This window comes from Pseudomonas synxantha (assembly GCF_900105675.1).
Taxonomy (GTDB): Bacteria; Pseudomonadota; Gammaproteobacteria; order Pseudomonadales; family Pseudomonadaceae; genus Aquipseudomonas; species Aquipseudomonas synxantha.
This window is the reverse complement of sequence record NZ_LT629786.1, coordinates 2849276-2870293: the sequence shown is the minus strand read 5'-3', so window position 1 is coordinate 2870293 and position 21018 is coordinate 2849276. Positions and strand designations below refer to the sequence as shown.

General features: G+C 66.9%; 14 protein-coding genes. 1 reads left to right on the top strand and 13 read right to left on the bottom strand.

The genetic code is table 11. From position 1 onward, the window contains the following. Positions 1-76: 76 nt before the first annotated feature. Positions 77-1282: a XylR family transcriptional regulator gene (locus BLU48_RS13285; protein ID WP_082636729.1), complete on the top strand. Its 1206-nt coding sequence runs from the start codon at positions 77-79 to the stop codon at positions 1280-1282. Here the strand turns inward: BLU48_RS13285 and BLU48_RS13280 are convergent. From BLU48_RS13280 to BLU48_RS13220, 13 genes are read right to left on the bottom strand one after another with little or no spacing between them, the layout of a single operon-like run. Next, a complete protein-coding gene (locus BLU48_RS13280; RefSeq protein ID WP_057025332.1) occupies positions 1170-2597 on the bottom strand; it encodes an isochorismate synthase in 1428 nt (475 codons plus the stop codon). The two genes, BLU48_RS13285 and BLU48_RS13280, sit on opposite strands and share 113 nt — an antisense overlap. Then, positions 2594-2902 carry an isochorismate lyase gene (locus BLU48_RS13275; protein ID WP_057025331.1) on the bottom strand — a complete coding sequence of 103 codons (309 nt, stop codon included), beginning with the start codon at positions 2900-2902 and terminating at the stop codon, positions 2594-2596. Before BLU48_RS13275 ends, BLU48_RS13280 begins: the two co-directional genes overlap by 4 nt. Then, on the bottom strand, positions 2899-3645 hold the full coding sequence (locus BLU48_RS13270; RefSeq protein WP_057025330.1) for a thioesterase II family protein: 747 nt from the start codon (positions 3643-3645) through the stop codon (positions 2899-2901). Before BLU48_RS13270 ends, BLU48_RS13275 begins: the two co-directional genes overlap by 4 nt. Then, on the bottom strand, positions 3642-5240 hold the full coding sequence (locus BLU48_RS13265) for a (2,3-dihydroxybenzoyl)adenylate synthase (RefSeq protein WP_057025329.1): 1599 nt from the start codon (positions 5238-5240) through the stop codon (positions 3642-3644). The genes BLU48_RS13270 and BLU48_RS13265 overlap by 4 nt, the downstream gene beginning before the upstream one ends. Continuing rightward, the gene (locus tag BLU48_RS13260; RefSeq protein ID WP_057025328.1) at positions 5233-5952 is read right to left on the bottom strand and encodes a VOC family protein; all 720 of its coding nucleotides are present in this window, start codon (positions 5950-5952) and stop codon (positions 5233-5235) included. The genes BLU48_RS13265 and BLU48_RS13260 overlap by 8 nt, the downstream gene beginning before the upstream one ends. Then, positions 5949-7088: a Gfo/Idh/MocA family oxidoreductase gene (locus BLU48_RS13255; protein ID WP_057025327.1), complete on the bottom strand. Its 1140-nt coding sequence runs from the start codon at positions 7086-7088 to the stop codon at positions 5949-5951. Before BLU48_RS13255 ends, BLU48_RS13260 begins: the two co-directional genes overlap by 4 nt. Next, positions 7085-8263, bottom strand: a complete 1179-nt coding sequence (locus tag BLU48_RS13250; RefSeq protein WP_057025326.1) for a cytochrome P450 — start codon at positions 8261-8263, stop codon at positions 7085-7087. The genes BLU48_RS13255 and BLU48_RS13250 overlap by 4 nt, the downstream gene beginning before the upstream one ends. Beyond that, positions 8260-9930: a class I SAM-dependent methyltransferase gene (locus tag BLU48_RS13245; RefSeq protein ID WP_057025325.1), complete on the bottom strand. Its 1671-nt coding sequence runs from the start codon at positions 9928-9930 to the stop codon at positions 8260-8262. The genes BLU48_RS13250 and BLU48_RS13245 overlap by 4 nt, the downstream gene beginning before the upstream one ends. Continuing rightward, entirely contained in the window at positions 9927-10961 is a 1035-nt protein-coding gene (locus BLU48_RS13240) for a class I SAM-dependent methyltransferase (RefSeq protein WP_057025324.1), read from the bottom strand. Before BLU48_RS13240 ends, BLU48_RS13245 begins: the two co-directional genes overlap by 4 nt. Continuing rightward, positions 10958-12061 (bottom strand): saccharopine dehydrogenase NADP-binding domain-containing protein, encoded by a 1104-nt coding sequence (locus tag BLU48_RS13235; protein WP_057025323.1) that lies wholly within the window; start codon positions 12059-12061, stop codon positions 10958-10960. The genes BLU48_RS13240 and BLU48_RS13235 overlap by 4 nt, the downstream gene beginning before the upstream one ends. After that, positions 12055-13800 (bottom strand): ABC transporter ATP-binding protein, encoded by a 1746-nt coding sequence (locus tag BLU48_RS13230; protein ID WP_057025322.1) that lies wholly within the window; start codon positions 13798-13800, stop codon positions 12055-12057. The genes BLU48_RS13235 and BLU48_RS13230 overlap by 7 nt, the downstream gene beginning before the upstream one ends. After that, the gene (locus BLU48_RS13225; RefSeq protein WP_057025321.1) at positions 13797-15536 is read right to left on the bottom strand and encodes an ABC transporter ATP-binding protein; all 1740 of its coding nucleotides are present in this window, start codon (positions 15534-15536) and stop codon (positions 13797-13799) included. The genes BLU48_RS13230 and BLU48_RS13225 overlap by 4 nt, the downstream gene beginning before the upstream one ends. Continuing rightward, on the bottom strand, positions 15533-20986 hold the full coding sequence (locus tag BLU48_RS13220; protein ID WP_057025320.1) for a non-ribosomal peptide synthetase: 5454 nt from the start codon (positions 20984-20986) through the stop codon (positions 15533-15535). The genes BLU48_RS13225 and BLU48_RS13220 overlap by 4 nt, the downstream gene beginning before the upstream one ends. Positions 20987-21018: the final 32 nt, after the last annotated feature.

Genomic DNA, 21018 nt, shown 5'->3' with positions numbered 1-21018 from the left:
TCATCCGAGGCCCGCTATCCTGAGCAGTCAGACCTTTGCGTACTCATCTGCACCCACCGGCCCCAGGACAAAAACAATGAAAACCCTACCGCCCGTGCACCGCATCGCCTTGCTCTTCAACGGCAGCAAAATCTACGACCGCGGCATCATCACCGGTATCGGCAATTACCTGAGCAGTACCCGCGCGTCCTGGGACCTGTTCCTGGAGGAGGATTTTCTTTGCCGTCTGCGCGGTATCGAGCGTTGGCAGGGGGACGGCATCATTGCCGACTTCGATGACCCGCTGATCGGCGAGGCGCTGGCTGGGAGTCGGATACCGGTGGTGGCGGTGGGTGGTTCTTATGAGGACGCAAGCTCGTACCCCAAGGGCATTCCCTATGTCGCCACCGATAACCATGCCTTGATGAAGCTGGCCTACGAGCATTTGATCGAGGCCGGGCTGACGCGGTTTGCCTGTTTCAGCCTGCCCGAAGCCCAGGCCAATCGTTGGGCCCAGGAGCGTGAGAAAGCCTTTCGCCGCTTGATGCACCGCGATGGCTTGCAGGTGGAGATCTATCGCGGCCTGGGCACCAGCGCGCCGTTGTGGGACAGCGCGGTGGAGCAGCAGATTGCCTGGCTGCACAGCCTGCCCAAGCCTATCGGCATTATCGCCGTGACCGATGCCCGTGCCCGGCAATTGCTGCAAGCCTGCCTGACCGCCGGGATTGCCGTGCCGGAGCAAGTGGCGTTGATCGGTATCGACAACGACCCACTGACCCGCACCCTCACGCGGGTGCCGCTGAGTTCGGTGATCCAGGGCACCGAGACCATGGGCCGTACCGCCGCGGCCTTGCTGCACCAGATGCTGCATGGCAAGCCCTGCACCGGCACGCAGGTGCTGGTGCCGCCGGATGCGATCAACGTGCAGGCCTCCAGCCTGCATCAGCCCTTGGGCAACCCTTATGTGATGCAGGCATTGCTGTTTATCCGGCAGTACGCTTGCCAGGGGATCAAGACCGACCAGGTTGCCGCTTATGTCGGCGTCTCACGCTCTTCCCTGGAAGCGCACTTTCGCAAGGTGCGCGGCTGCAGCGTGCATGATGAAATCCTCGGTTTCAAACTCGCCGCTGCCGCCAAGGGCCTGGAGAACCAGGACCTGGCCATCGCCGACATCGCCGCCAGCTGCGGCTTCACCTCTGCGCAGTACTTGCATACGGTGTTTCGTCGTGAGTTTGGCTGTACGCCACGTCAGTATCAGCAGGGCAGGCCAGTTGCAGCGCCTGTTGCATGCTTGCCAGCTTGATCTGGGTTTCTTCGTACTCGTTGGCCGGCAACGAGCCTTCGACAATGCCGCAGCCGGCAAAAGCATGGCAGTGTCTGGGCGTGATCAAGGCCGAGCGCAGTGCCACCAGGAAGTCACCGTTGCCATTGGCGTCCAGCCAGCCCACCGGCGCGGCGTACCAGCCACGGTCGAAGCCTTCGTGTCCACGGATGAAGCCCAGCGCAGGTGCCCTGGGCAAGCCGCCGACGGCGGGGGTGGGGTGCAGCGCCTGGACGCCGTCGAGCAGGCGCTTGCCGACATTCAGTTGTGCGGTGATGGGCGTGCTCAGGTGCTGCACGGTGGCCAGTTTCAACAGGCCAGGGCACGGGGCGGCATGCAGGTCGGTGACCTTGTCGTGCAGGGCCTGGGTGATGGTCTGCACCACCAGCTGATGTTCGTGCTGTTCCTTGGGGTCGGCCAATAGCCGCTCACCCAGGGCTTGGTCTTCATCCGGCCAGAGCCCGCGACGGGTGCTGCCTGCCAGGGCGTGGGTGGTGAGGCGGCCCGCGTCGCAACTGAGCAATCGCTCTGGCGTGGCGCCCATGAAACAGTGCTCGCCACGGTGGATGGCGAACAGGTGCGAGGCGTTGCGGCGCTCGTGCAGGCGGCCCATCACCGCGCCGGTATCGAGGGTGGCGTCCAGATGGTGGTCGATATGCCGCGCCAGCACCACCTTGTTCAACTCACCCCCGGCGATGGCGTGCAGCGCGGTGTCGACCTTGGCCTGCCATTGATGCCGGGGCAGTGCGCGGCGCTCCAGCACATCGGGTGTAGAGGTTACATGGGGGGCGGGGTTGAGCAACTGTTCGTAGACGGCCAGGCTTTCCTGCACCAGTGCGGCAGGATCGCTGCCCGGCTCGACCACACGCTGGCAGCGCAGCCAGCGCCCTGTGGCATCTTCGCTGAGCAACCAGTGGGCGAGTTGGAAACTGGCATCGGCAAACGGCGCCCAATGGGATGCACAGGATTGCTGTTCATCGAAACGCATGCCGCCCAGCAGCACCGCCGGGTAGGGCCCTTGCACCAACGCATCGGCGCACAGCGCAAACCATTGGCGATCCACCTCGGCCATGCGCCCAGGCCCGCAGGCTTCGATCTGCCAGGCGCAGCCCAGGCCGAACAGGCTCAGGTCAGGCGAGTGTGCGCACCAGAAGAAGCCCTGCCGATGGGCTGCATACAGCGCCAAAGGCGCCAGCGTCGGCGCGGGGTAGGCGCTGACGGCAATCACCGGCCGTTGGTACGCCACCGCCCGTTGGTGCGCGGCCTGGAACACCGTGAGCAAGTCGGCCGCGTTCATACGGCCTTGCTCTTTTTCTGCAGCCAGAAGGCCGTCTGCTCGGCGATGTACCAGTGGATGATCTGGTTGAACAGGCTTTCGATAAATTCGCCATCCAGCCCGGCGTCCTGCGCCCATTGCCGGCGTTGGGGCAACATCGCTGCGACGCGCTCCGGGGCGGCGATACTGGCCTGGTCCGGCTTGAACGCTGAGGCGGCCTTGACGTACTGCATGCGCAGGCCGAGGGCGTCGATGATCTGCTGGTCGAGTCTGTCGATGGCGTGGCGGATGTCGTGAAGGCCAGTGCAGTGTTCCGGGGTTTTCATTGTGAGTCTTCCTGAAGGTAGGCGCTGCGCTGCAACAGGTGGTGGATCACCGGTCGCGGCTGATGCTTGAGGTAAAAGTGATCGCCGTCGAACCAGCGGATATCCGGGGTGTGGCGGCTCAGGTCGGCCCAGGCGCGGGCCTGTTCCAGGCTGACCTCGGCGTCGTCGTGCGCCAACAGCACATCGAGCGGTGCGGCCAAGGGCAGCAGGTGGGCGGGGCGCCAGGTCTCGATGGCCTGGTAGTCGCTGCGCAACACCGGCAGGAACAGCGCACGCAACTGCGGGTTGGCCCACAGGTCGGCGGCCTGGGCGTCCTGGCGCAGGATGTCGGCGATCAGCGTGGTGTCGTCCTGGCGGTGCAGGTCGCTGGGCGGCTGCCGGTGCGGCGGTGCGTGGGCCGAGACAAATACGTGGGCAGCCCCCATGCCAGCGGCTTCAAGCTGTATGCCCACGGCATAGGCAAGCGCCGCGCCCATGCTGTGGCCGAACAGCCACAGGGGCCGCGCAGGCAAGGCCAGCAACGCCTGGCTGATGTGTTCGGCGAGGCTCGCCAGGCACGGGATATGCGCCTCGTTGAAGCGCTCTTCACGGCCGGGATACTGCACCGCCAGCAGGTCGATGTCCCCTGGAAGGTGCGCCAGCCACGGACGGAAAAAACTCGCGCTGCCGCCGGCATGGGGCAGGCACACCAGGCGTGCGCGGGGCTGTTCGCTTTCACGCAATGCGCGCAGCCACGGGCTCATGAGGCCAATACCTGTTCAGCCAGGGCCTTGCGGTTGACCTTGCCCAGGCGCGTCAGCGGGAACTCGCGTAGCACCTGCAAGCGGTCCGGCAACTTGTAGGCCGCCAGCCCACGCTCGCGCAGCCAGGCGTTGATCGAGGCCAGGTCCAAGGGTTCACCGTGGGCCAGTACGCAGGCGCAACTGCGTTCCCCCAGCAATTCGTCGGCCAGGGCCACCAGCGCCACATCGCGGATCAGCGGATGGCCGAGCAGCAGGTTCTCGATCTCTTCCACCGGGATCTTCTCGCCGCCGCGGTTGATTACATCCTTGCTGCGCCCCTCGACAATCAAATGCCCCTCGGGCAGGCGCCGGACCAGGTCGCCGCTGCGATAAAACCCGTCGGCGGTAAACGCCCGCTGGTTGTGCTCGGCGGCGTTGTAATAGCCACGGATGGTGTAGGGCCCGCGCACCAACAATTCCCCCACGGCGCCGGGCGCCACCTGTACATCGTCGGCATCGACGATACGGATCTCATCCGCCGTCGTAAGGGGAAGGCCCTGGGTGTCGAAGACTCGTTCCTCGGGATCGTCCAGCGGCGTAAAACACAGCAAGCCTTCGGCCATGCCGTACACCTGTTGCAGGCCACAGCCCAGGGCCGGGCGGATGCGGGCGGCGATCTCGGCCTTGAGCCGCGCACCGCCGACTTGCAGCCATTGCAAGCTGCTGAGGTCGTGGTCGGACCATTGCGCGACTTCCAGCCACAGCAATACCAGCGGCGGGATCAAGGCGGTGTGGGTGATACGTTCGCGTTCGATCAGTTCGAAGGCGGTGTCCGGGCTCGGCTCCGGCGCCAGCACCAGGGTAGCGCCGACACTGAACACCCCGAGCGCGCCAGGCGAGGCCAGCGGGAAGTTGTGCGCCACCGGCAGCGCTGCCAGGTAACGGGTGTGGCCGTCGAAGCCGCAGGCGCGGGCCGCCAGCCGGGCATTGCATGCATAGTCGTCATGGGTGCGTGGGATCAGCTTGGGCAGGCCGGTGGTGCCGCCGGACAACAGCAGCACCGCGACGTCCCGGGCGTCCGGCGTGGGGAATTGGCGGGGCGCGGCGACGCAATCGGCCAGGGCTACGAACTCCTCGGGCGCGCCCACCACCCACACCTGTTGCAAGCTCGGCACTTGCTCACGCAGGGTGCGCGCCAGCGGGCGGTAATCGAAGCCCAGGTGCTGGTCGACAATCACATAGGCCACCGCCTGGCTCAGGTGCGCCAGGTGTTCCAGTTCATGTTCGCGATGGGCCGGCAGCGCAAACACCGGGATCACCCCCAGGCGCAGCAGGGCGAAGGTCAGGGCGAAAAACTCGGCGATATTGGGCAGTTGCACCAGCACCCGCTGGCCAGCGACCAGCCCGCGTTCGGCGAGGCCGGCGGCCAGTCGGTCGGCCTGTTGGTCCAGCTCGGCGTAGCTCCAGCGTCGATTGCCGTCCACCAAGGCTTCCTGTTGCGGCGTGCTCTGGGATTGTTCGCGCGGCAGTTGGCCCAGGGGCACGCCTTGCCAATAGCCTTGCTCGCGGTAGCGGCGGATAAAGTCTTCGGGCCAGTCAGTGCAGCCATCAAGCATGGAAATCTCCTTGGGCAGTCGGGCAACCCAGCAACTGGGCGCCATGCAGGGTCAGCGGTTGCGTCAGGCCGGCGATTTGCACCGCCTGTACGCCGGTATATTCAGCCGGATGCAGGCGCAACATCGGATCGTCGCCCGCCAGCAGGTCGAGGGCGGTGCGGTCGGCAGGGCTGACCCCCAGGCGAATCGCCGCCAGCCCGGTGGCGCCGTTGGGGTGGATCAGTCGCTCCGGATGTTGAGAAGGCGTGTAGGGCGTGACCAGGAACGGCAGGCGCGCATGGCGCGGGTAGACGAAACGAAAGCGCGTCTGGCTGCCGTCCGCACAGGTGCGCTGCCACTTCACAACCCGGCCCATGGCCACGCCGCAGGCCGCCAGATCCTTGAGGCGCGGCGCCAGCAGTTGCTCATCGCACAGCAAGGCCAGGTCGCAGAAGCCTTCGCCGTGGGCGGCCCAACGCAACATGCGCTGCCCGGCACCTCGGCCGGCCAGGCAGTCGATGGGCCACTTGAACAGCCAGGCGTGGCGAGGCGTAGTGAGCAACTCAATGATCGGCCCATGGCTGAACCAGATATGCGCGTGTTGGGCACGGGCCTCGGCAGTGGCGTAGGTGACCTCGAACCCGGCGGCGCGAAAGTTCGCCACGGCCTGGTGCAGGTCGCGCACCCACAGCAGCACATGGCTGCAGGACGAGCGGGATTGGGTAGTGTTCACAAGGGCAGGGCTCCCAACAGTTGCGCGCCAGGGTCAGCGCGAGGGGGTTGCACAGCGTCGGCGCAGCGGTGCAGCTCGGCCAGCGGCAATGCCCGGGGAATCGGCGGTTCAATTAATTCGGGCATCCCGATCAGGCTGTTCATCTCGCGCCAGGCCATCGACACCTCGGTGGACCACAGGCCGCTGCGCAGGCGTCGCGCCGGCTCGTCGATGTCGTCGCACAGCGCGTCGAGGGCGAGGCTGACCGCGTCGGGCCAGAGGTCGCTGAACACCTGGTGATAGCTGGCGGGTATCTGCGGGTCGAGCACCACCATGCTCGGCCCGGCCAGCCGCTCGCTGCCTTCACCTGCCATGATCAGGCGGTCGGTGTCGTCCCGTGGCGCATGCAGGCGCGGGTTCCATAGCACCGGGCCGTGGGTATCGCACAGGCTCAGCACGCCGCCTTCACAGCCGACTTCAAGGCGATGCAGCAGGAACGAGTGGTTGTCGGGGTCCTGGGGATGCACCTGGTTTTGCACGCGCAGGCTGATCGGCACGCCATTGAAGCTGGCGTTCAATCGTGTGAAGGGCTGCGCACCGACGCTGGCCGCCGGCGCCGCAAATGCCCAGGGCCGTAAACCACCGGCCAGGCGCCCGAGAATATCCAGCAAGGGGTAGGCCACCTGGCTGTTACAGGCCGCGTCGATATAGGCCAGCCCTTGTTGCTCACGCAGGTACGCGGCCACCGCCAGAAAGCGGCGGATCGCGAGGATATTCGGGTACAGCGTATTCACCGCGTAGGCCGCCTGGCCCTGGCGCGCCGCCTGCATGCACGCGGCAATTTCACGGTGGTGCACCGGGTGTTCCTGCAACACGTGGATGCCACGGCGCAACAGCTGCTGGGCCAGTTCGCTGCCGGCGCCTCCGGTGGCGCCGGAACGCACCACCACGCAGGCGATATCCACCGTATTGGGCACCTGCTCGACCGCTTCGAATAGCGGCACGCCGTAGTGGTCGGCGCAGGCTTGGGAATAGGCATTGCCCCGCGACAGGATGCCCACCAGTTCATAGCGCTCATGGGCACGGGCCAGGGCTTGCAGGTAGATGCGACCGAACGCGGTGCCGGCGACGATCACGCGTTTACGTGCGCCCCTCATGACCAGGTCACCGGAAGGCAATGGGCGCCGCGAAAGAACGTCGCGGTTTTCCACTGCACCTCGCCACAGCGTTGCAGGTTGGGCAGGCGTTCCACCAGCGCCTGCAAGGCCTCCTGCAATTCCACCCGCGCCAGGGCCGAGCCGATACAGTGATGCAGGCCATGGCCGAAGCCGAAATGGCCGGCGGCATCGCGTTGCAGGTCGAGGGTCTGCGGCTCTGCAAAGCGCGCCGGGTCATGGTTGGCTGCGCCAATCGAGGCGAATACTGCCTCGCCATGGCGTACCAAAGTCTCACCCACCTGAATGTCTTCAAGGGCGTAATGCACAAACATTGCCGCCGACGCCAGCGGGATATAGCGCAGCAGCTCCTCCACAGCCTGGGGAATCTGTTCGGGATGGGCCTTGAGCTGTTGCCACTGCGCGGGATTGTCCAGCAGCACCTGGATGAAGTTGGGGATCTGCGAAGCGCTGCCTTCGTAGCCGGCGACAAGGATAGCGATGCACAACAGCAGCAGTTGGTCTTCGCTCAGACGCTCGCCTTGTTCATCGGCCTGGGCCAGGGCGGTCATGAAATCGTCCTGTGGCTGGCGGCGGCGCTCGGTGATCAGGCCCTTGATATACGCTGCGAGTTCGCCCAGGTGTTGCTGGGTCAGGGCGGCGTCTTCGGGGCGGGTCGACAGCAGCGAGTCATTCCACAGCTTGAAGCGTTCGCGGTCTTGCAGCGGCACGCCGAGCAGTTCGCAGATCAACCCCAGGGGCAGCGGCAAGGCATAGTCATTGACCAGGTCCGCTGGCGGGCCGGCGGCGAGCATGCGGTCGATCAATTCATGGGCGTAGGCCCGGGCATGGGGGCGCAAGGCTTCGACGCGGCGCCGGGTAAACGCCTGGGCGGCGCGGGAGCGGATACGTGTGAGTTGCGGCGGGTCCATCATCACAATGCCGCCGGCAATCCGCGGGAACGCCCGTGGAGCGTCGTCGCGGCGGAACGCTTCGCTGCGGCTGAAACGCCGGTCGCCCAGCACCAGGCGTACATCGTCATAACGAGTGGCGAGCCAGGCGGGCGCGCCGATGGGCATCTGGATGCGCAACAGGCCTGGCGCCTGCTGGGCGTGGCGGTAAGGTTCAGCCAGCTCCAGGTCGGTGAAGGCGTTGAAGGGGTAGGCCAGCGGGGTCATGGCAAGTCCTTGACGTTAGGCAGGTCGGGCAAATGGTCGAGCAGTTCAAGCTGCAGGTCGGGGTGTTCCAGGTGGGCGGCCAAGGCGGCACGGCTCAGGCGCTGGCTCGGCACCTGGGCGGCGAACACTCGATGGCCCAGGCGCGCCAATGGGTGATCGGCAGCGGGCAGGCTGCGATTGCCCTGGAAGCCGGCGCGGGCCAGGGCGGTCTGCCACTGCTCGAGGTTGAGGAAGGTGCTGCGGCCCAGCGCACGCTCATCGCTGGCCTGGTTGAGCATGAACGCCTGGGACGCCATGACCCAGAATTCTTCCTGGGTCGGCTCGCTGAATACCAGCCAGCCGCCCGGCTTGAGCAAAGCCAGCAGGGTGGACAGCGAACGCTGGGTGTCGCGGGCGGCGTTGAGCACGCCACCGGCGACGATCAGGTCCCAGCTCTGGGTGGGATACCCCTGGGCCACGGCGGGGCGGTCGATATCGAACACACCGTGGCGCACCCATGGCCAGGCGCGCAGACGCTCGGCGGCCTGTTCACTGAAGTAGCGCGACACGTCGGTGCACAGGTAGTCCACCGTTAGATTCGCCAGGGCCGGCAACACCGCCTGGGTGGTGGAGCCGGTACCAGCCCCCACCTCCAGCACGCGCAAAGGTTCAGTTGATTGGCGTGCCGCCCAGGCGCCAATCCAGTGGGCCACGGCGCGATGCTGGTACTGCGCCGCGAGGCTTTCGCGGTACAACGCCGCCGCGCGTTCGGTGCGGCCTTCGGGAAACAGCAGGTGCACCGCCGCGCAGTCACCGCGCATCAGCGCTGGTAGCTGGCGGGCATTGTCCCGCGCATAGTCGAGGGTGGCGCAGCCGCCGGTGTTGTGTTCCCAGCCCAGGCTCAGTTGCGCCCAGATAGCGTCCAGGCTGGCGTCGCTCCAGGCGTTGGGGTCGAGGCTGGGATGCAGGTGGTCGCCTTGGCGGCGCAGCAGCTCCTCGGCCTGCAACACGTCCAGCCAGCGTGCGATCAAGGGCCGGTGGCCAGGGGCGATGCCGGCGTTGGCGAGGCTTTGCGCCACGTCGTTAAGGGGCGCCGGCAGCAGGCCACATTGCTCAAGGCCGTTGAGCATCGACAGCAACGCGGCGTGGCTCAAGCGTTGGTTCAACTGCACGGCGTCGTGCAGTTGCGTGGTGCTGAACTGCTGATCGACGGCGGCCCCGGTCGCGTCCAGATGATCGTCCACCGCTGCCGGTGCGCAAGGCTGGGGCACGGCGAACAAAGTCTGGCCATGCAGCGCGACGGCGCTGACCTGAGGATGCCCCAAGGCCCGCTCACACCAGCGCTGGTGCTCACGCTTGACGCTGGCCAGCTCGCGCCCGTCTTCGGTAAAACCCTGCACGCGGCAATCGAGTTGCGCCGCGGCGCGTTCTGCCAGTTGCCAGTCGCCCGGGCGCGGGCTGACGAACAGCACCTGTTCCAGGTGGCTCAGGTTACTCAAGGCCAGGCCGGGAAAATCCAGCAGGCGTTCCAGTTGTTCGGCGCCCATCACCACCACCGCCGGGCGCTGGCGTTCGAGCACCGCCAGCAACCGGGCCGGGGCCTGTTGATGCACGCCCAGGTCGGTAAAGGCCGGTAGATGCCAAGGAAAGGCAGCGGGTAGGTCGATCAGCAAGGTGTCGACATTCATGTTGAAACTCCTCTGGCATGGAACAAGCGTTGCCCCGCGGCGGCGAGCGGATCGCAGGCGCTAGGCCAGACTTCGAGCAATTCAAACCCCTCGCTTTCCAAGGCCAGGTGCCAGGCGTCGGGTGCCATGAAGGCTTCATCGCTGGCGCGCAACGGTGCATCGGCGGGGGGCGACAACAACAGGTGCATGAAGGTCAGCATCGCCGGGTTGTCGGCGATGGACTCGCTGAACAGCAAGGTGCCGCTGTCGCCCAGGCTGGTGCGGATCTGCCCCAGGCAATCGGGCAGGTTGCGGGCGTTGTGCAGCACATTGCCGGCGATCACCAGGTCCTGGCTGTGGGGCGCAATACCCTGGTCGCTGAAGCTGCGATCGAGGTCGAGCAGGCCGAATTGCATCCCCGGCTCGAGGCGATACTGGCGCTGTGCCGCGCCGGTAAACAGCGAGCTGATATCAGTGAAGCGATAGTCCTTTTGCCGCGCTTGCAGCGCTGCAAGCACCGCGTCGGTGGTGCAGCCGGCACCACCGCCCAGTTCCAGTACCCGCAACGTTCCACCAGCGGCGCTGACTTGCCGCGCCCGTTTGGCCAGGGCATGATTGATCGCCGCAGTGAAAGGATTGTGCTGGTAGGCGCCGAGCGCCTTCACCGGGTCGCTGCCGAGCATCAGCAAGTGGGTGAGGGTGAATTGATCGCGCAGCAGCTCGGGCAGGCACTCGATGACTTGGGTGTGCAGGCGCGCCATAGTGGCCGGGAAGCCCAACTCGGCATACAGGCGCGGCAGTTCACCTACCCGCGGATCGAGGGGTGTTGCTTGCCAACCCAGCTGTTCACCGTCTTCGCGCAGCATGCCCGCACGGGTCAACGCCGCCAGCCAACGCCGCACCACCCAGGCATGCCGCGCAGCCGTGCCCAGCGCGGCGTTGATCTGTTCGGCGCTGCGCCAGGCTTGCAACGGCAACGCCTGGGCGTGCAGCAGCACCTGGGCCATCACGCCCAGGCTGACGTGTTCCAACTCGTTCAGAGCGGTGTTCATAGGCAACCTTCTTCGGCGGCATGCAGTTGATCGAGCGGGCTGTGCAGCAGGTTCAGGGCGCGGATCGCCGAGGTGCGCAGCAGGCGTTCAAGGCTGGCGGCGGGGGGCAGGGCCTCGGCAGCTGCATGGCAGCCGGACCGGATCTCGCCCTCCACCACGCTGATCGCCGTGGCGGCGGCCATGGCACCGGTCAGCGCCGCATTGCCGGCGCCGCTGAGCACCAGGCTGCGGGTCAGGGCCTGCTCGTGGTACACGCCATCGAGTTGCAGCAGCAGGGTGACAAAAGGCGCTTGCCCGCTCAGATCCAGGCGACTGGCCTCGCACAAACGCTGCACGGCGTCGGCCCGTGGCAGGCCGTGGGCCTGGTCGAGGGCCTTGAGCACGTAGCCATCGGTGATCACGTTGAACCACTGGCCGACCTCCAGGTTCAGGTCCATGGCCAGGCGTTCGCCCTCGAGGTTCAGGTAGGGCAACAGGTGGACCTGGCCGGGGAAGCACGGCACCGACACCTCGCGCCGGCGCCGCAGTGCACGGCTGCAGCGGCCGTTGTGCCAGGCCGCCAGCGGTTCGCTGCTGCCGTCCACCGCGCCTTGCAAAAAGTCGTCGGCAGCCACGGCGGTGAAGTGATCGCGCAAGCCGAAATAGCTGGTCAGGCTGCGCACCAGGGTGAATGCCTGCTCCGCCAGCCAGCGCGGCAGCAGGCCGGTGAGCCCGGGTTGCAGGCCGGCACCCAGCACCGCGCAGCGGCCACGCCATTGGGCCGGGTCGAGGTGCATGTGGCCGGCGGCATCGACGTAATGGGCATCGGCCTGCAACGCGGCGTGTGCGGCACGCGCCTCTACGCGCCAGGACGGGCCGGCGCAGTTGAGCAGCACATCGCAACCACGGGCGAACGCGGCCAAAGCCCTGGCGTCGGTGAAGTCCGCCGCGACCCATTGCAAGCGCGCCTGTGGCCATTGTTGCTGGAGCACTTGCACACAGTGCGCACCCTTGACGGCATCGCGCCCGCCCAGGCGCAGCTCATTGACTCCCAGCGTCAACAACGCCTGGGCGCTGGCCAGCCCCACGTCGCCGCTGGCGCCCAACACCCCGATCAGCATGGCTGGGCCTCGGCGTTCAGACGCCAGCCGCCGGCGCGCTGGCGGTCATGCCAGAACCCTGCGTAGCGACCGTTGCGGGCCAGCAACTGCGCATGGGTGCCGGCCTCCACCAGGCAACCTTCATCCAGCACCAGGATCTGGTCGGCGGCCATGATGGTCGGCAGGCGGTGGGCAATTACCAGCACCGTGGAGCTTTGCATCAGGCTGCGGATCGCTGCCTGTACGAAGGCTTCGTTGTGCGGGTCCAGTGCCGCCGTGGCTTCATCCAGCAATACGATGGGCGCCCGCTTGAGCAGGGCCCGGGCCAGGGATACGCGCTGGCGTTCGCCCCCGGACAGCGCCGCGCCGCCTTCGCCCACTGGCGTGTTCCAGCCCTGGGGCAGGCGTGCGACGATTTCATCCACGCCGGCCAGCCGTGCGGCTTCGGCGACTTGTTCGGCACTGGCGTCCGGGCTGCCGACGCGAATGTTGGCCTCAAGGCTGTCGTCGAACAGGTACACGTCCTGCATCACCAGGGACAATTGCGCCATCAGCGCGGCATTGGACAGCTCGCGCACGTCCACGCCGCCGACCTTGACGCTGCCCTCGCTGGCATCGAAAAAACGCATCAGCAGGCGCGTGACGGTGGTCTTGCCCGAGCCCGAGGCGCCGACAATCGCGGTCATGGAATGGGCCGGGGCGTTGAACGTCAGGCGGTGCAGCACCTTGGGCCCGCTGGGGTAAGCGAAGCTGACCTGGTCAAAGGCCAGGCTGCCGGGCGCCGTCAGCGCTTGGCTCACCGCCGGCTCCGGCAACGACGGCTCGCGCAGGATGCTCACCAGTTGGTCGAGGTCGTTACCGGCCATACGCAACAGGCCGCTGCGCGCCGCCGCTTCGGCCAGTGGCCCGACAAAGCGCGCTGTCAGAGCCAGCAGGGCGACCAACTGGATGGCGTCGATGTCGCCGTGGGCAGCCAGGGCAATGCCTACGCCCACCAGTAGTGCAAACGCCAACTGCACGGTCAACCCACCGGCCAGCAATTTCGGAAAGGTCTGGGACAGCATCGAGCCGCCCGCGTGTTTCTGCGCCAGGTTGGCGGCCTGCAACGGCGCGTACCCGTCCTGGGTGCGACCAAAGGCGCGCAGCACTTGCTGGTAGCGGGCGAATTCCACCACGCGGTTGCCGGCCAGGGTCGCGGCGGCTTCCACCCGTGCGTCGTTGCTGCCGATGGCCGCCGCCGACCAGTGATGGGTGAAGTAGATCAGCGGCGCACACAGCACGGCCGTCAGGCCCAGGCGCCAGTCGAACACGAACAGGCTCAGCGCCACCGTGGCCGGCACCACCACGCCGGACACCACCGGCCCCAGGTAATGGGCAAACAAGCCGGTGACCATCAGGGTGCCGCTGGTGGCACTGCGCGACAGGCGTCCGACCTTCTCCGAATTGAACCAACCCAAAGGCAAGGTCACCAGGTGCTGGCCGAGGCGATCATGCAGGGTGGTCAACACCACCAGGGCCAGGGCAAACCCCTTCATGGCCTGCTGGTAGTGGGCAATGCAGGTCAGCACCGCCATCGCCGCCAGGCCCGCCAGCCAATGGAAGGCGCTGTGCAGGTCGCCGGCAAACAGCGCGTGCAGGATCGGCACCAAAAACGCCACGGCCACGCCTTGCAGTACGGCACTGGTCACCAGCCAGGCGAGGTAGCGGTACAGGCGTGCGGCATGGGCCGGGCCCAATAAAGTCACGAGGCTGCGGATCACAAGGACATCTCCAGGTCGGGGGCGGTGGTTTCGGTGCCGGCGCGCCACAGCCGGGCATAGGCGCCGTTGGCCTGCAGCAACTGGTCATGGCGGCCGCTTTCGAGGACGCGGCCGTGGTCGAGCACGACGATCTGGTCGACGCCGCAGATGCTCGCCAGGCGGTGCGCGATCACCAGCACCGTGCGACCGCGGGCCAGGGCAGACAGCGCGTCCTGGATCAAGGCTTCGGACTCGGGGTCGGCGTGGGAGGTGGCTTCATCGAGGATCAGCACCGGCGTATCGGCCAACAGCGTGCGGGCGATGGACAGGCGCTGGGCTTCACCGCCGGAGAAAATCGCGTCTTCGCCAACCACCGATTGATAGCCCCGGGGCAGGGCCTGGATGCGTTGGTGAATCTGCGCCGAACGGGCGGCGGCCTCGACCTCGGCATCGCTGGCCTCGGGGCGGCCCAGGCGCAGGTTGTCGGCCACCGTGCCGTGCACCAGTTGCGCGTCCTGCAACACAAAGCCCACGTGCTGATACAGCTGGCGCGGGTCGATCTCGCGCACATCCACACCGCCTACGCAGACCCGCCCGGCGCTGACGTCGTGAAAGCGCGGCACCAGCTTGGCCAGGGTCGACTTGCCCGCGCCGGAGGCACCCACCAGCGCGGTGACGCTGCCGGCCGGGCAGTGCAGGTCGACACCATTGAGGATCATATGCCCGGGGTCATAGCCGAACTGCACCTGTTCAAAGCGGATGTCGCTGCCCTGGGGCGGTACGCAAACCTTGGGCGTCGGCAGCTCCTCGACGCCCAGCAGCGCTTCGATGCGCTCGGCCGCAGCGAGAGCGGTGCGTTGCGCGGTCAGGCTCTGGTTGATCACCAGCAGCGACTGCGGGATCACCACCGCCACCAGGGTTTCGGCGAACAACTGCAATGGCGTGATCCAGCCCTGGGCCAGTAACAGGCTGCCCACGCTCAGGCTGACCAGCAGGATCACCGGCACACTCAAGGCCATCGACGAGAAGGCTTCCAGGCGCAGCAGTGGCTTGACCCAGCCGGCGTACTGGGTGCTGAACTGGTTGACCGCCTGCTGATAACTGCGATGGGCCTGGCCGACCTGCCCGAATGCCTTGACCACGGCAATGCCGTGGACAAACTCGACAATCGCCGCGCTGACCCGGGTCATGCTCTTGTCGAGCAACTGCATCTTGGTGCCGAAGCCGCGCATCATCAGGCTGTAGGCTAGCGCGTAGATCGGCAGGGTCATCACCGCCAGCAGTGCCAGGCGCCAGTTCAACGTCGCCAGCCAGATCAATCCCGCCAAGGGCGTGACAATCGCCGCCGTCACTTCGACGGCGTGATGAGCAACCAGATGGTGCAGGTCTTCGAGGTCGTCCTGCACCACCTTGCGCACGGCGCCGGAAGTGGTGTCGGTGTACCAGCCCAGGGGCACGCGCCCCAGCTTGCGCACCATGGCCTCGCGCAGGCTCGATTGCAGGCGGTGGTCGGCCAGGTGGGTCAGCCACAGCGCGGCGCCGCTGGCCATCCAGCCCAGGCTCAGGGCGACCACCACCAGCGCTGCCCACTGCCACAGGGTGGCGCTGTCGGCGTTGCCGGCGAGCAGCAGGCGGCCAAGTTCAGTGAGGCCGATAAAGGGCACCAGGTTGACCAGCGCGCCGACTGCGGCAAACACCACGCCGAGGCGGATCAAGCGGTTGACCGGGCGTTTCAGGGTATCCAGGGCGGTGCTCATGAGTTTTTCCGAAGGGCCTCAAGCAGGTGCGCAGTAACGATGTGCACGTGGGGTGGTTCGATCACGCTGAAGTGGTTGCCGGGCACGTCGATCAAGTTGAACTGGCCCAGGCAGGCGTCCTCCCAGAACGGCGCCGCGAGGTGGCCGACACCGCCGGTAATGCCGAACGATTGCTGCTCCAGACAGCGCAGGTAGGTCATGTTGCCGAGGAACGGTGGTGGGTCGAACCGCGCCGCACGCATGCTGTGGCGACACACGCGGAACAGCGTCGGCACCAGCTCGGGGCCGATCGGCACCCCGGCCTGCCCAGACGCCAGGCGGGCGTACTCGGCCAGGCGCTCTTCCTGGCTGCGCGCCGATTGTTGCCGGACCGCCAGCGCCAGTGCTTCCAGGCCCGGGTCGCCGCCCAGGGCAGCCATGGCCCCGGCGGGCACGCGCCGGTTGTCGCGGGCCATCAGCAGGTCGATGGCGCGGTACACGTCGTAGTCTTCGATATGGGCGCCGAACACGGTCTTGACCGGGTCGAGGTTGAGGTTGGGCACGAAGATCGCCTCATAGGCCAGCTCTTCGTCGGTGTCGATAAACATCGGGATGCTGTCGATCAGGCTCAGGTCCACCACCTCCATGCCGCGCTCCAGCAGGCGCCGGGCGACTTCGGTGGCGAGCAGGCCGCCAAGGCAGTAGCCGATCAGCTGGAAGCGCTGATGACCGTCGGCGATCAAGCGTTCGGCGTAGTCCTGGGCCACGCTTTCGATCAGGCGCTTGGGTTCCAGGGCCAGGTACTGCGCGGTGTCTGCCACCGCAAAACCGATCACCGGCCCGGCCTGCTGGGCGGCGAGCGCACGGCCCAGGTGCTGGAAATAATCCAGGGTGCCCAGGGCGGCATGGAACATCACTCGCACCGGGCCGACCTCGCCACCGCCGAACGGCACTACCAGGGCGTTGCTGTGGGTGGCGCGCTGCGACTGGTCAGGCGCTGCGGCGGTGGGGGGGCTTTCATCGTGGTTGAGCAGGCGCGCCAGGGCGCTGACAGTCGGCTCGTTGAGCATCTGCCGCAGCAGGGTGTCGTAGCTCAGGCTGTGCGCCTGGGGCAGTTGTTCACGCAGCTGGCCGGCAACGCGGGCGAGGATCAGCGAATCGGCGCCTTTCTCGTAGAAATTGTCGTCGGCGCCGATCTGCGAAAGGCCCAGGGCTTCGGCCCACACCCTGCACAGCTCGGCGGTGAGCGGGTCACTGGGCACCGCTTCGTTACTGCCGGCCTGGGCATCGATGGTTGGGCGCCAGTTGGCCAGGGTCTTGCGGTCGACCTTGCCGTTGGCGGTCAGGGGCAGACGGTCGAGCACTTGCAGGTGCGCCGGCAGCATGTAGTCCGGCAGGCGTTGCGCCAGGGCGCGGCGCAGGCTGTCGACGCTCAAGCGCTGCAGCCCGGCCTTGAAGCGTGCGGCGAACACCTGCATGCCGAGGGCGGCCAGCGGGTGGTCGGCGTGGGGCAGGGCCGGCAGGCATTCGCCGCCGAATGCCTGGACCCGTGCCTGCCAGATATCCGCAGCGCGCAAATCGCTGCGGCCCACGTCGTGGTCGTCGCCCGCCGGGGTCATCATAAAGCCTTGGGTCAGCAGGATCGGCGGCCATTCGCCGGTCGGTTCGCTGAACACCAGCCAGCCACCGGGGCTGAGCAATTCGGTGATCTGGCCGAGGGCGTTGTCGATGTCCTTGACGCTGTTGAGCATGCCCGCGCACAGCACGATATCCACGCTGTTGCTGGCCAGGCCCTGGGGGCGAATATCCTGGTCAATGTCCAGCACGCCGTAGCGCACCCAGGCGTGATCGGCAAAGCGCTGCTTGGCCGCCGGCAGGAAAAACGCGGTCATGTCAGTGAACAGGTAATCCACGTTCAGGCCGTCGAGCAGGCTGATCACCGGTGTGCTGGTGGCCCCGGTGCCCGCACCGATTTCAAGGATGCGTAGCGGGCCATCGCCGTCATGGTGGGTGGCAAGCCGGTTGATCAGCGCGGCGATGCTGTGGTTGTTGTAGCGCGATACCGCATCCGCGCCATACAGCTGCAACGCCAGGTCTTGCTGGCCCTGGGGGAACAACAGATCGAACGGGTTGACCTCGCCGCGCAGCAGTTGCGGCAGTTGCGCTACATGGTTGAGCTGGTAGTCAAGCAGCGCCTGGCTGCACAGCCCGCACGCCACCGCCTGTTCCACCCGGCCCCAGGCCAACGCCGGGGTTGGCTCGCCATGCAGCAGGCGATAGCGGGATTGTTCGCGCTGCAACAGGCCCGCGTCACACAAGGCCAGCAACCAACGCCGCACCAACCAGTGATGGCGCGGTTGCACCTGCAAGGCACTGAGGATTGCAGCTGCATCCGGCTCGGCCATCGCGCCGCTGAACAACTGGGCCTTGAGCATGACATCCAGCATCGAACTCAAGGCGGCGGCGTTGAGGTCAGCCTGATAGTCGCGTACCTGCTGCGCGTCAAAGTTGCCGACCTGGCTGTCGGCATAACGCTGCACCGCCGTCAGCAGTGGTGTGCCCGGCAGCGGCTCGGGTTCGACACGCGCCGCCGTGACAAAGGCCAGCAGCTCGCCGCTGAGCAGGCTGACGGCGCTGTCCACGCCTGGGGTGGCGAGCAGTGCGGCGTCGATTTCGCCCAGCTCCACGCGGTGCCCACGGATCTTGACCTGGCCGTCGTCACGGCCGAGAAACTCCAGCTCACCCCCCGGCAGGTAGCGGCCACGGTCACCGGTGCGATACAGGCGCTGGCCGTCGAGGGGGTGAGCGAAGAAGCGCGCCTCACTCAACGCCGGGTCGCCGAGGTAACCCTGGGCCAGGCCGACCCCGGTGATGTACAGGTCGCCCGGCACCCAGGTCGGCGCATCGCGCCACTGGCTGTCCAGCACGCGCAAGCCCTGGTTGGCCAGCGGCAGGCCGTAGGGAATGCTACGCCATGCCGGTTCAATCGCGCCGATGGGGTGCAGGTTCGACCAGATCGAGGCTTCGGTGGCACCGCCCAGGGCCACCAGGGCCAGGCCCGGCAGCAGCGCTTGCAGTTGCGGCGGCAGGTTCAGCGGTATCCAGTCACCCGACAACAGCGCCAGGCGCAGGCTGTCCAGGGGCCGTGGCTCGGCCTGCAGGTAGTGGGCCAGCATGTGCAACTGCGCCGGCACCGAGTTCCACAGCGTGACCTGATGGCGCTGTATCAGCTCGGCCCAGTGCGACGGGTCGGCGCCCCGTGCCGGGTCCGGCAGCACCAGGGTGCCGCCCACGGCGAGGGGGCCGAACAGGTCATACACCGATAAGTCGAAACTCAATTGCGCCAGGCCCAGCACGCGGTCAGCGGCGTTGACCGCAAAGCGCCGGTTGATGTCCTGTACGGTATTGAGGGCGGCGCGGTGGCTGATCATCACGCCTTTGGGCTCGCCGGTGGAGCCGGAGGTGTAGATCACATAGGCGAGGTCGTCGGGGCCGGCGTCCTGTGCCGGCAAGTCCGGCGTGGCGGCTGCCAGTTGGTCCACCGAATGCCAGTGCACACCCTCGGGTAACGGCGTGTCGGGCAGGGCCTGGGAGTGGCCGAGCACATGCCGCACCTTGGCACTGTGCAGTACGCGGTCGCGGCGGGCGGCCGGGGCGTTGCTGTCCAGCGGCAGGTAGGCGGCGCCGGCCAGCAGCACGCCGTAGGCCGCCACCACTTGGTCGCGGCCCTTGGGCATCAGGATCGCCACCGGTTCCTGGGCGCGGCAACCGGCGGCGCCCAGGGCTGCGGCGACTGCCAGGGCACGCTCCATCAGGGCTGCGTAGGTCAGGCTGCCGTGGGCGTCGACCACCGCCAGGGCCTGTGGCCGTTCCCAGGCCATGGCCAACAGGCCGTCATGCAGGCGGCCGGTGGGCAGCGGCGCGGCGGTGGCGTTGGCGGCCAGGCGTTCACGCTGTTGCCAGGCCGGTAGCGGCACTTGCATGGGCGCGTCCCAGGTGGCCGGGTCGAAGGCCAGCAAGCGCAATTGGGCAACGAATGCCTGCTGCATGTCCTCGACCAAACCGTCAGGGAACACGCCTTGGCGCACGTCCCAGTGGATGTGCAAGCCGTTCGCGTCGTCCATCACCTGGCAGTCAAGGGTCACCTGCGGGGTCTGGGTAATGCCGTAGCCTACCCGGCGCTGGCTGGCGGCCTGCGGTTCAATCGCCAGGCCTATGGCACTGGTGAACACCACCGGCATGGCGGCCGCCTCACGCCCGCGACGGCGGCCGATTTCGCGCATCACTTGAATGCCGGAAAACAGCCGGTGCTCCAGGTCGGCGAACAATTGGTTGCCCAGTTGCCGTGCCTGGGCAGTGAAATCCTGGCCCTGGGGATCATTGACCTGCAACAGGCTGACCGAGGTGAAATCCCCCACCAGCTGGTTGACGTGTGGGTGCAGCGGTAAACGGTTGAGCAGCGTGAGGTTGAGGCTGAAGGAAGGTTGCTGGCTCCAGCGTTGCAAGGTGCCGGCATAGGCGCTGAGCACCACGATGGAGGGAGTGAGGCCGAGGGCGCTGGCGGCTCTTTTCAGGGCGGCCCATGGTTGCGTATCGAGGTGCGCCGAGTGGCGTTGGAAGCGTGGCACTGTGGTGTCTTCGCCGCTCAGGGGCGCCGGCAGTTGCGGAGCCGGGGGCAGTTCATCGAGACGCGCCAGCCAGTAGTCACGGTCACGCTGATGGCGGCTGCCTTCGAGCAGGCCGCGTTCGGCCAGCAGGTAGTCGCGGAAGGTGATGTCCAGGTGCGGCAAGCTGGCCTGGGGATCGTGCAGCAACTGCTCCAGCTCATTGAACAGCAGTTGCGCGCTGGCCCAGTCGGCGATCAACGAGTCCATGGAAAAGTGCAGGGTGTCGCCGCTGTCGCTGCGGCTCAGGCGCAATTCGAACAGCGGCCAGGTCTCGGTGGGGTAGAGCTTCTGCTCCATGGCCTGGCGAATCTGTTGTACGGCATGCTGGTGCTGCTCGCCAGTGGCGCCGCGCAAGTCCGCGACAGCCAGCGGGTAATGGGCGACCTCGGCCAGCACGCGTTGGGAGCCTTCGCTGGCAATCACCGCGCGCAACATGTCGTGGCGGGCGATCAGGCGGTTCCACGCCTGTTCCACCTGCTGCGGGTCGAGGCTCGGCCAGCTCAGTTCGAGGTAACCGTGGCACGCCACATTACCGTAGCCGAACGACGACTGGCGGCCGAGCAGGTAGGCATTCTGCACATCGGTGAGCGGGAAAGGTGCGTGACGTTGCAAGGGGTCGGCCACCACCTCGGGCCGCTCCTGGGTTTGCAGCAGGTGCAGGATCTGCTGCTTGTGCTCGCGCAATTGCGCCAGGCGTTCGGCGTCCAGCAGGCCTTGGGGGGCACGGAATTTGAGTTGGCCATCCTGGGGCCAGAGTTCGACGCCCAGGGACTTGAGTTCGCTTAACAGTTTGGCGGCGGGCATGGGGACAGCTCCTGGGATAAGGGGAGGTTGTG

Coding starts and splice junctions, on each gene's coding strand:
- BLU48_RS13285 (WP_082636729.1), top strand. CDS start 77: ATGAAAACCCTACCGCCCGTGCACCGCATCGCCTTGCTCTTCAACGGC.
- BLU48_RS13280 (WP_057025332.1), bottom strand. CDS start 2,597: ATGAACGCGGCCGACTTGCTCACGGTGTTCCAGGCCGCGCACCAACGG.
- BLU48_RS13275 (WP_057025331.1), bottom strand. CDS start 2,902: ATGAAAACCCCGGAACACTGCACTGGCCTTCACGACATCCGCCACGCC.
- BLU48_RS13270 (WP_057025330.1), bottom strand. CDS start 3,645: ATGAGCCCGTGGCTGCGCGCATTGCGTGAAAGCGAACAGCCCCGCGCA.
- BLU48_RS13265 (WP_057025329.1), bottom strand. CDS start 5,240: ATGCTTGATGGCTGCACTGACTGGCCCGAAGACTTTATCCGCCGCTAC.
- BLU48_RS13255 (WP_057025327.1), bottom strand. CDS start 7,088: ATGAGGGGCGCACGTAAACGCGTGATCGTCGCCGGCACCGCGTTCGGT.
- BLU48_RS13250 (WP_057025326.1), bottom strand. CDS start 8,263: ATGACCCCGCTGGCCTACCCCTTCAACGCCTTCACCGACCTGGAGCTG.
- BLU48_RS13245 (WP_057025325.1), bottom strand. CDS start 9,930: ATGAATGTCGACACCTTGCTGATCGACCTACCCGCTGCCTTTCCTTGG.
- BLU48_RS13240 (WP_057025324.1), bottom strand. CDS start 10,961: ATGAACACCGCTCTGAACGAGTTGGAACACGTCAGCCTGGGCGTGATG.
- BLU48_RS13235 (WP_057025323.1), bottom strand. CDS start 12,061: ATGCTGATCGGGGTGTTGGGCGCCAGCGGCGACGTGGGGCTGGCCAGC.
- BLU48_RS13225 (WP_057025321.1), bottom strand. CDS start 15,536: ATGAGCACCGCCCTGGATACCCTGAAACGCCCGGTCAACCGCTTGATC.
- BLU48_RS13220 (WP_057025320.1), bottom strand. CDS start 20,986: ATGCCCGCCGCCAAACTGTTAAGCGAACTCAAGTCCCTGGGCGTCGAA.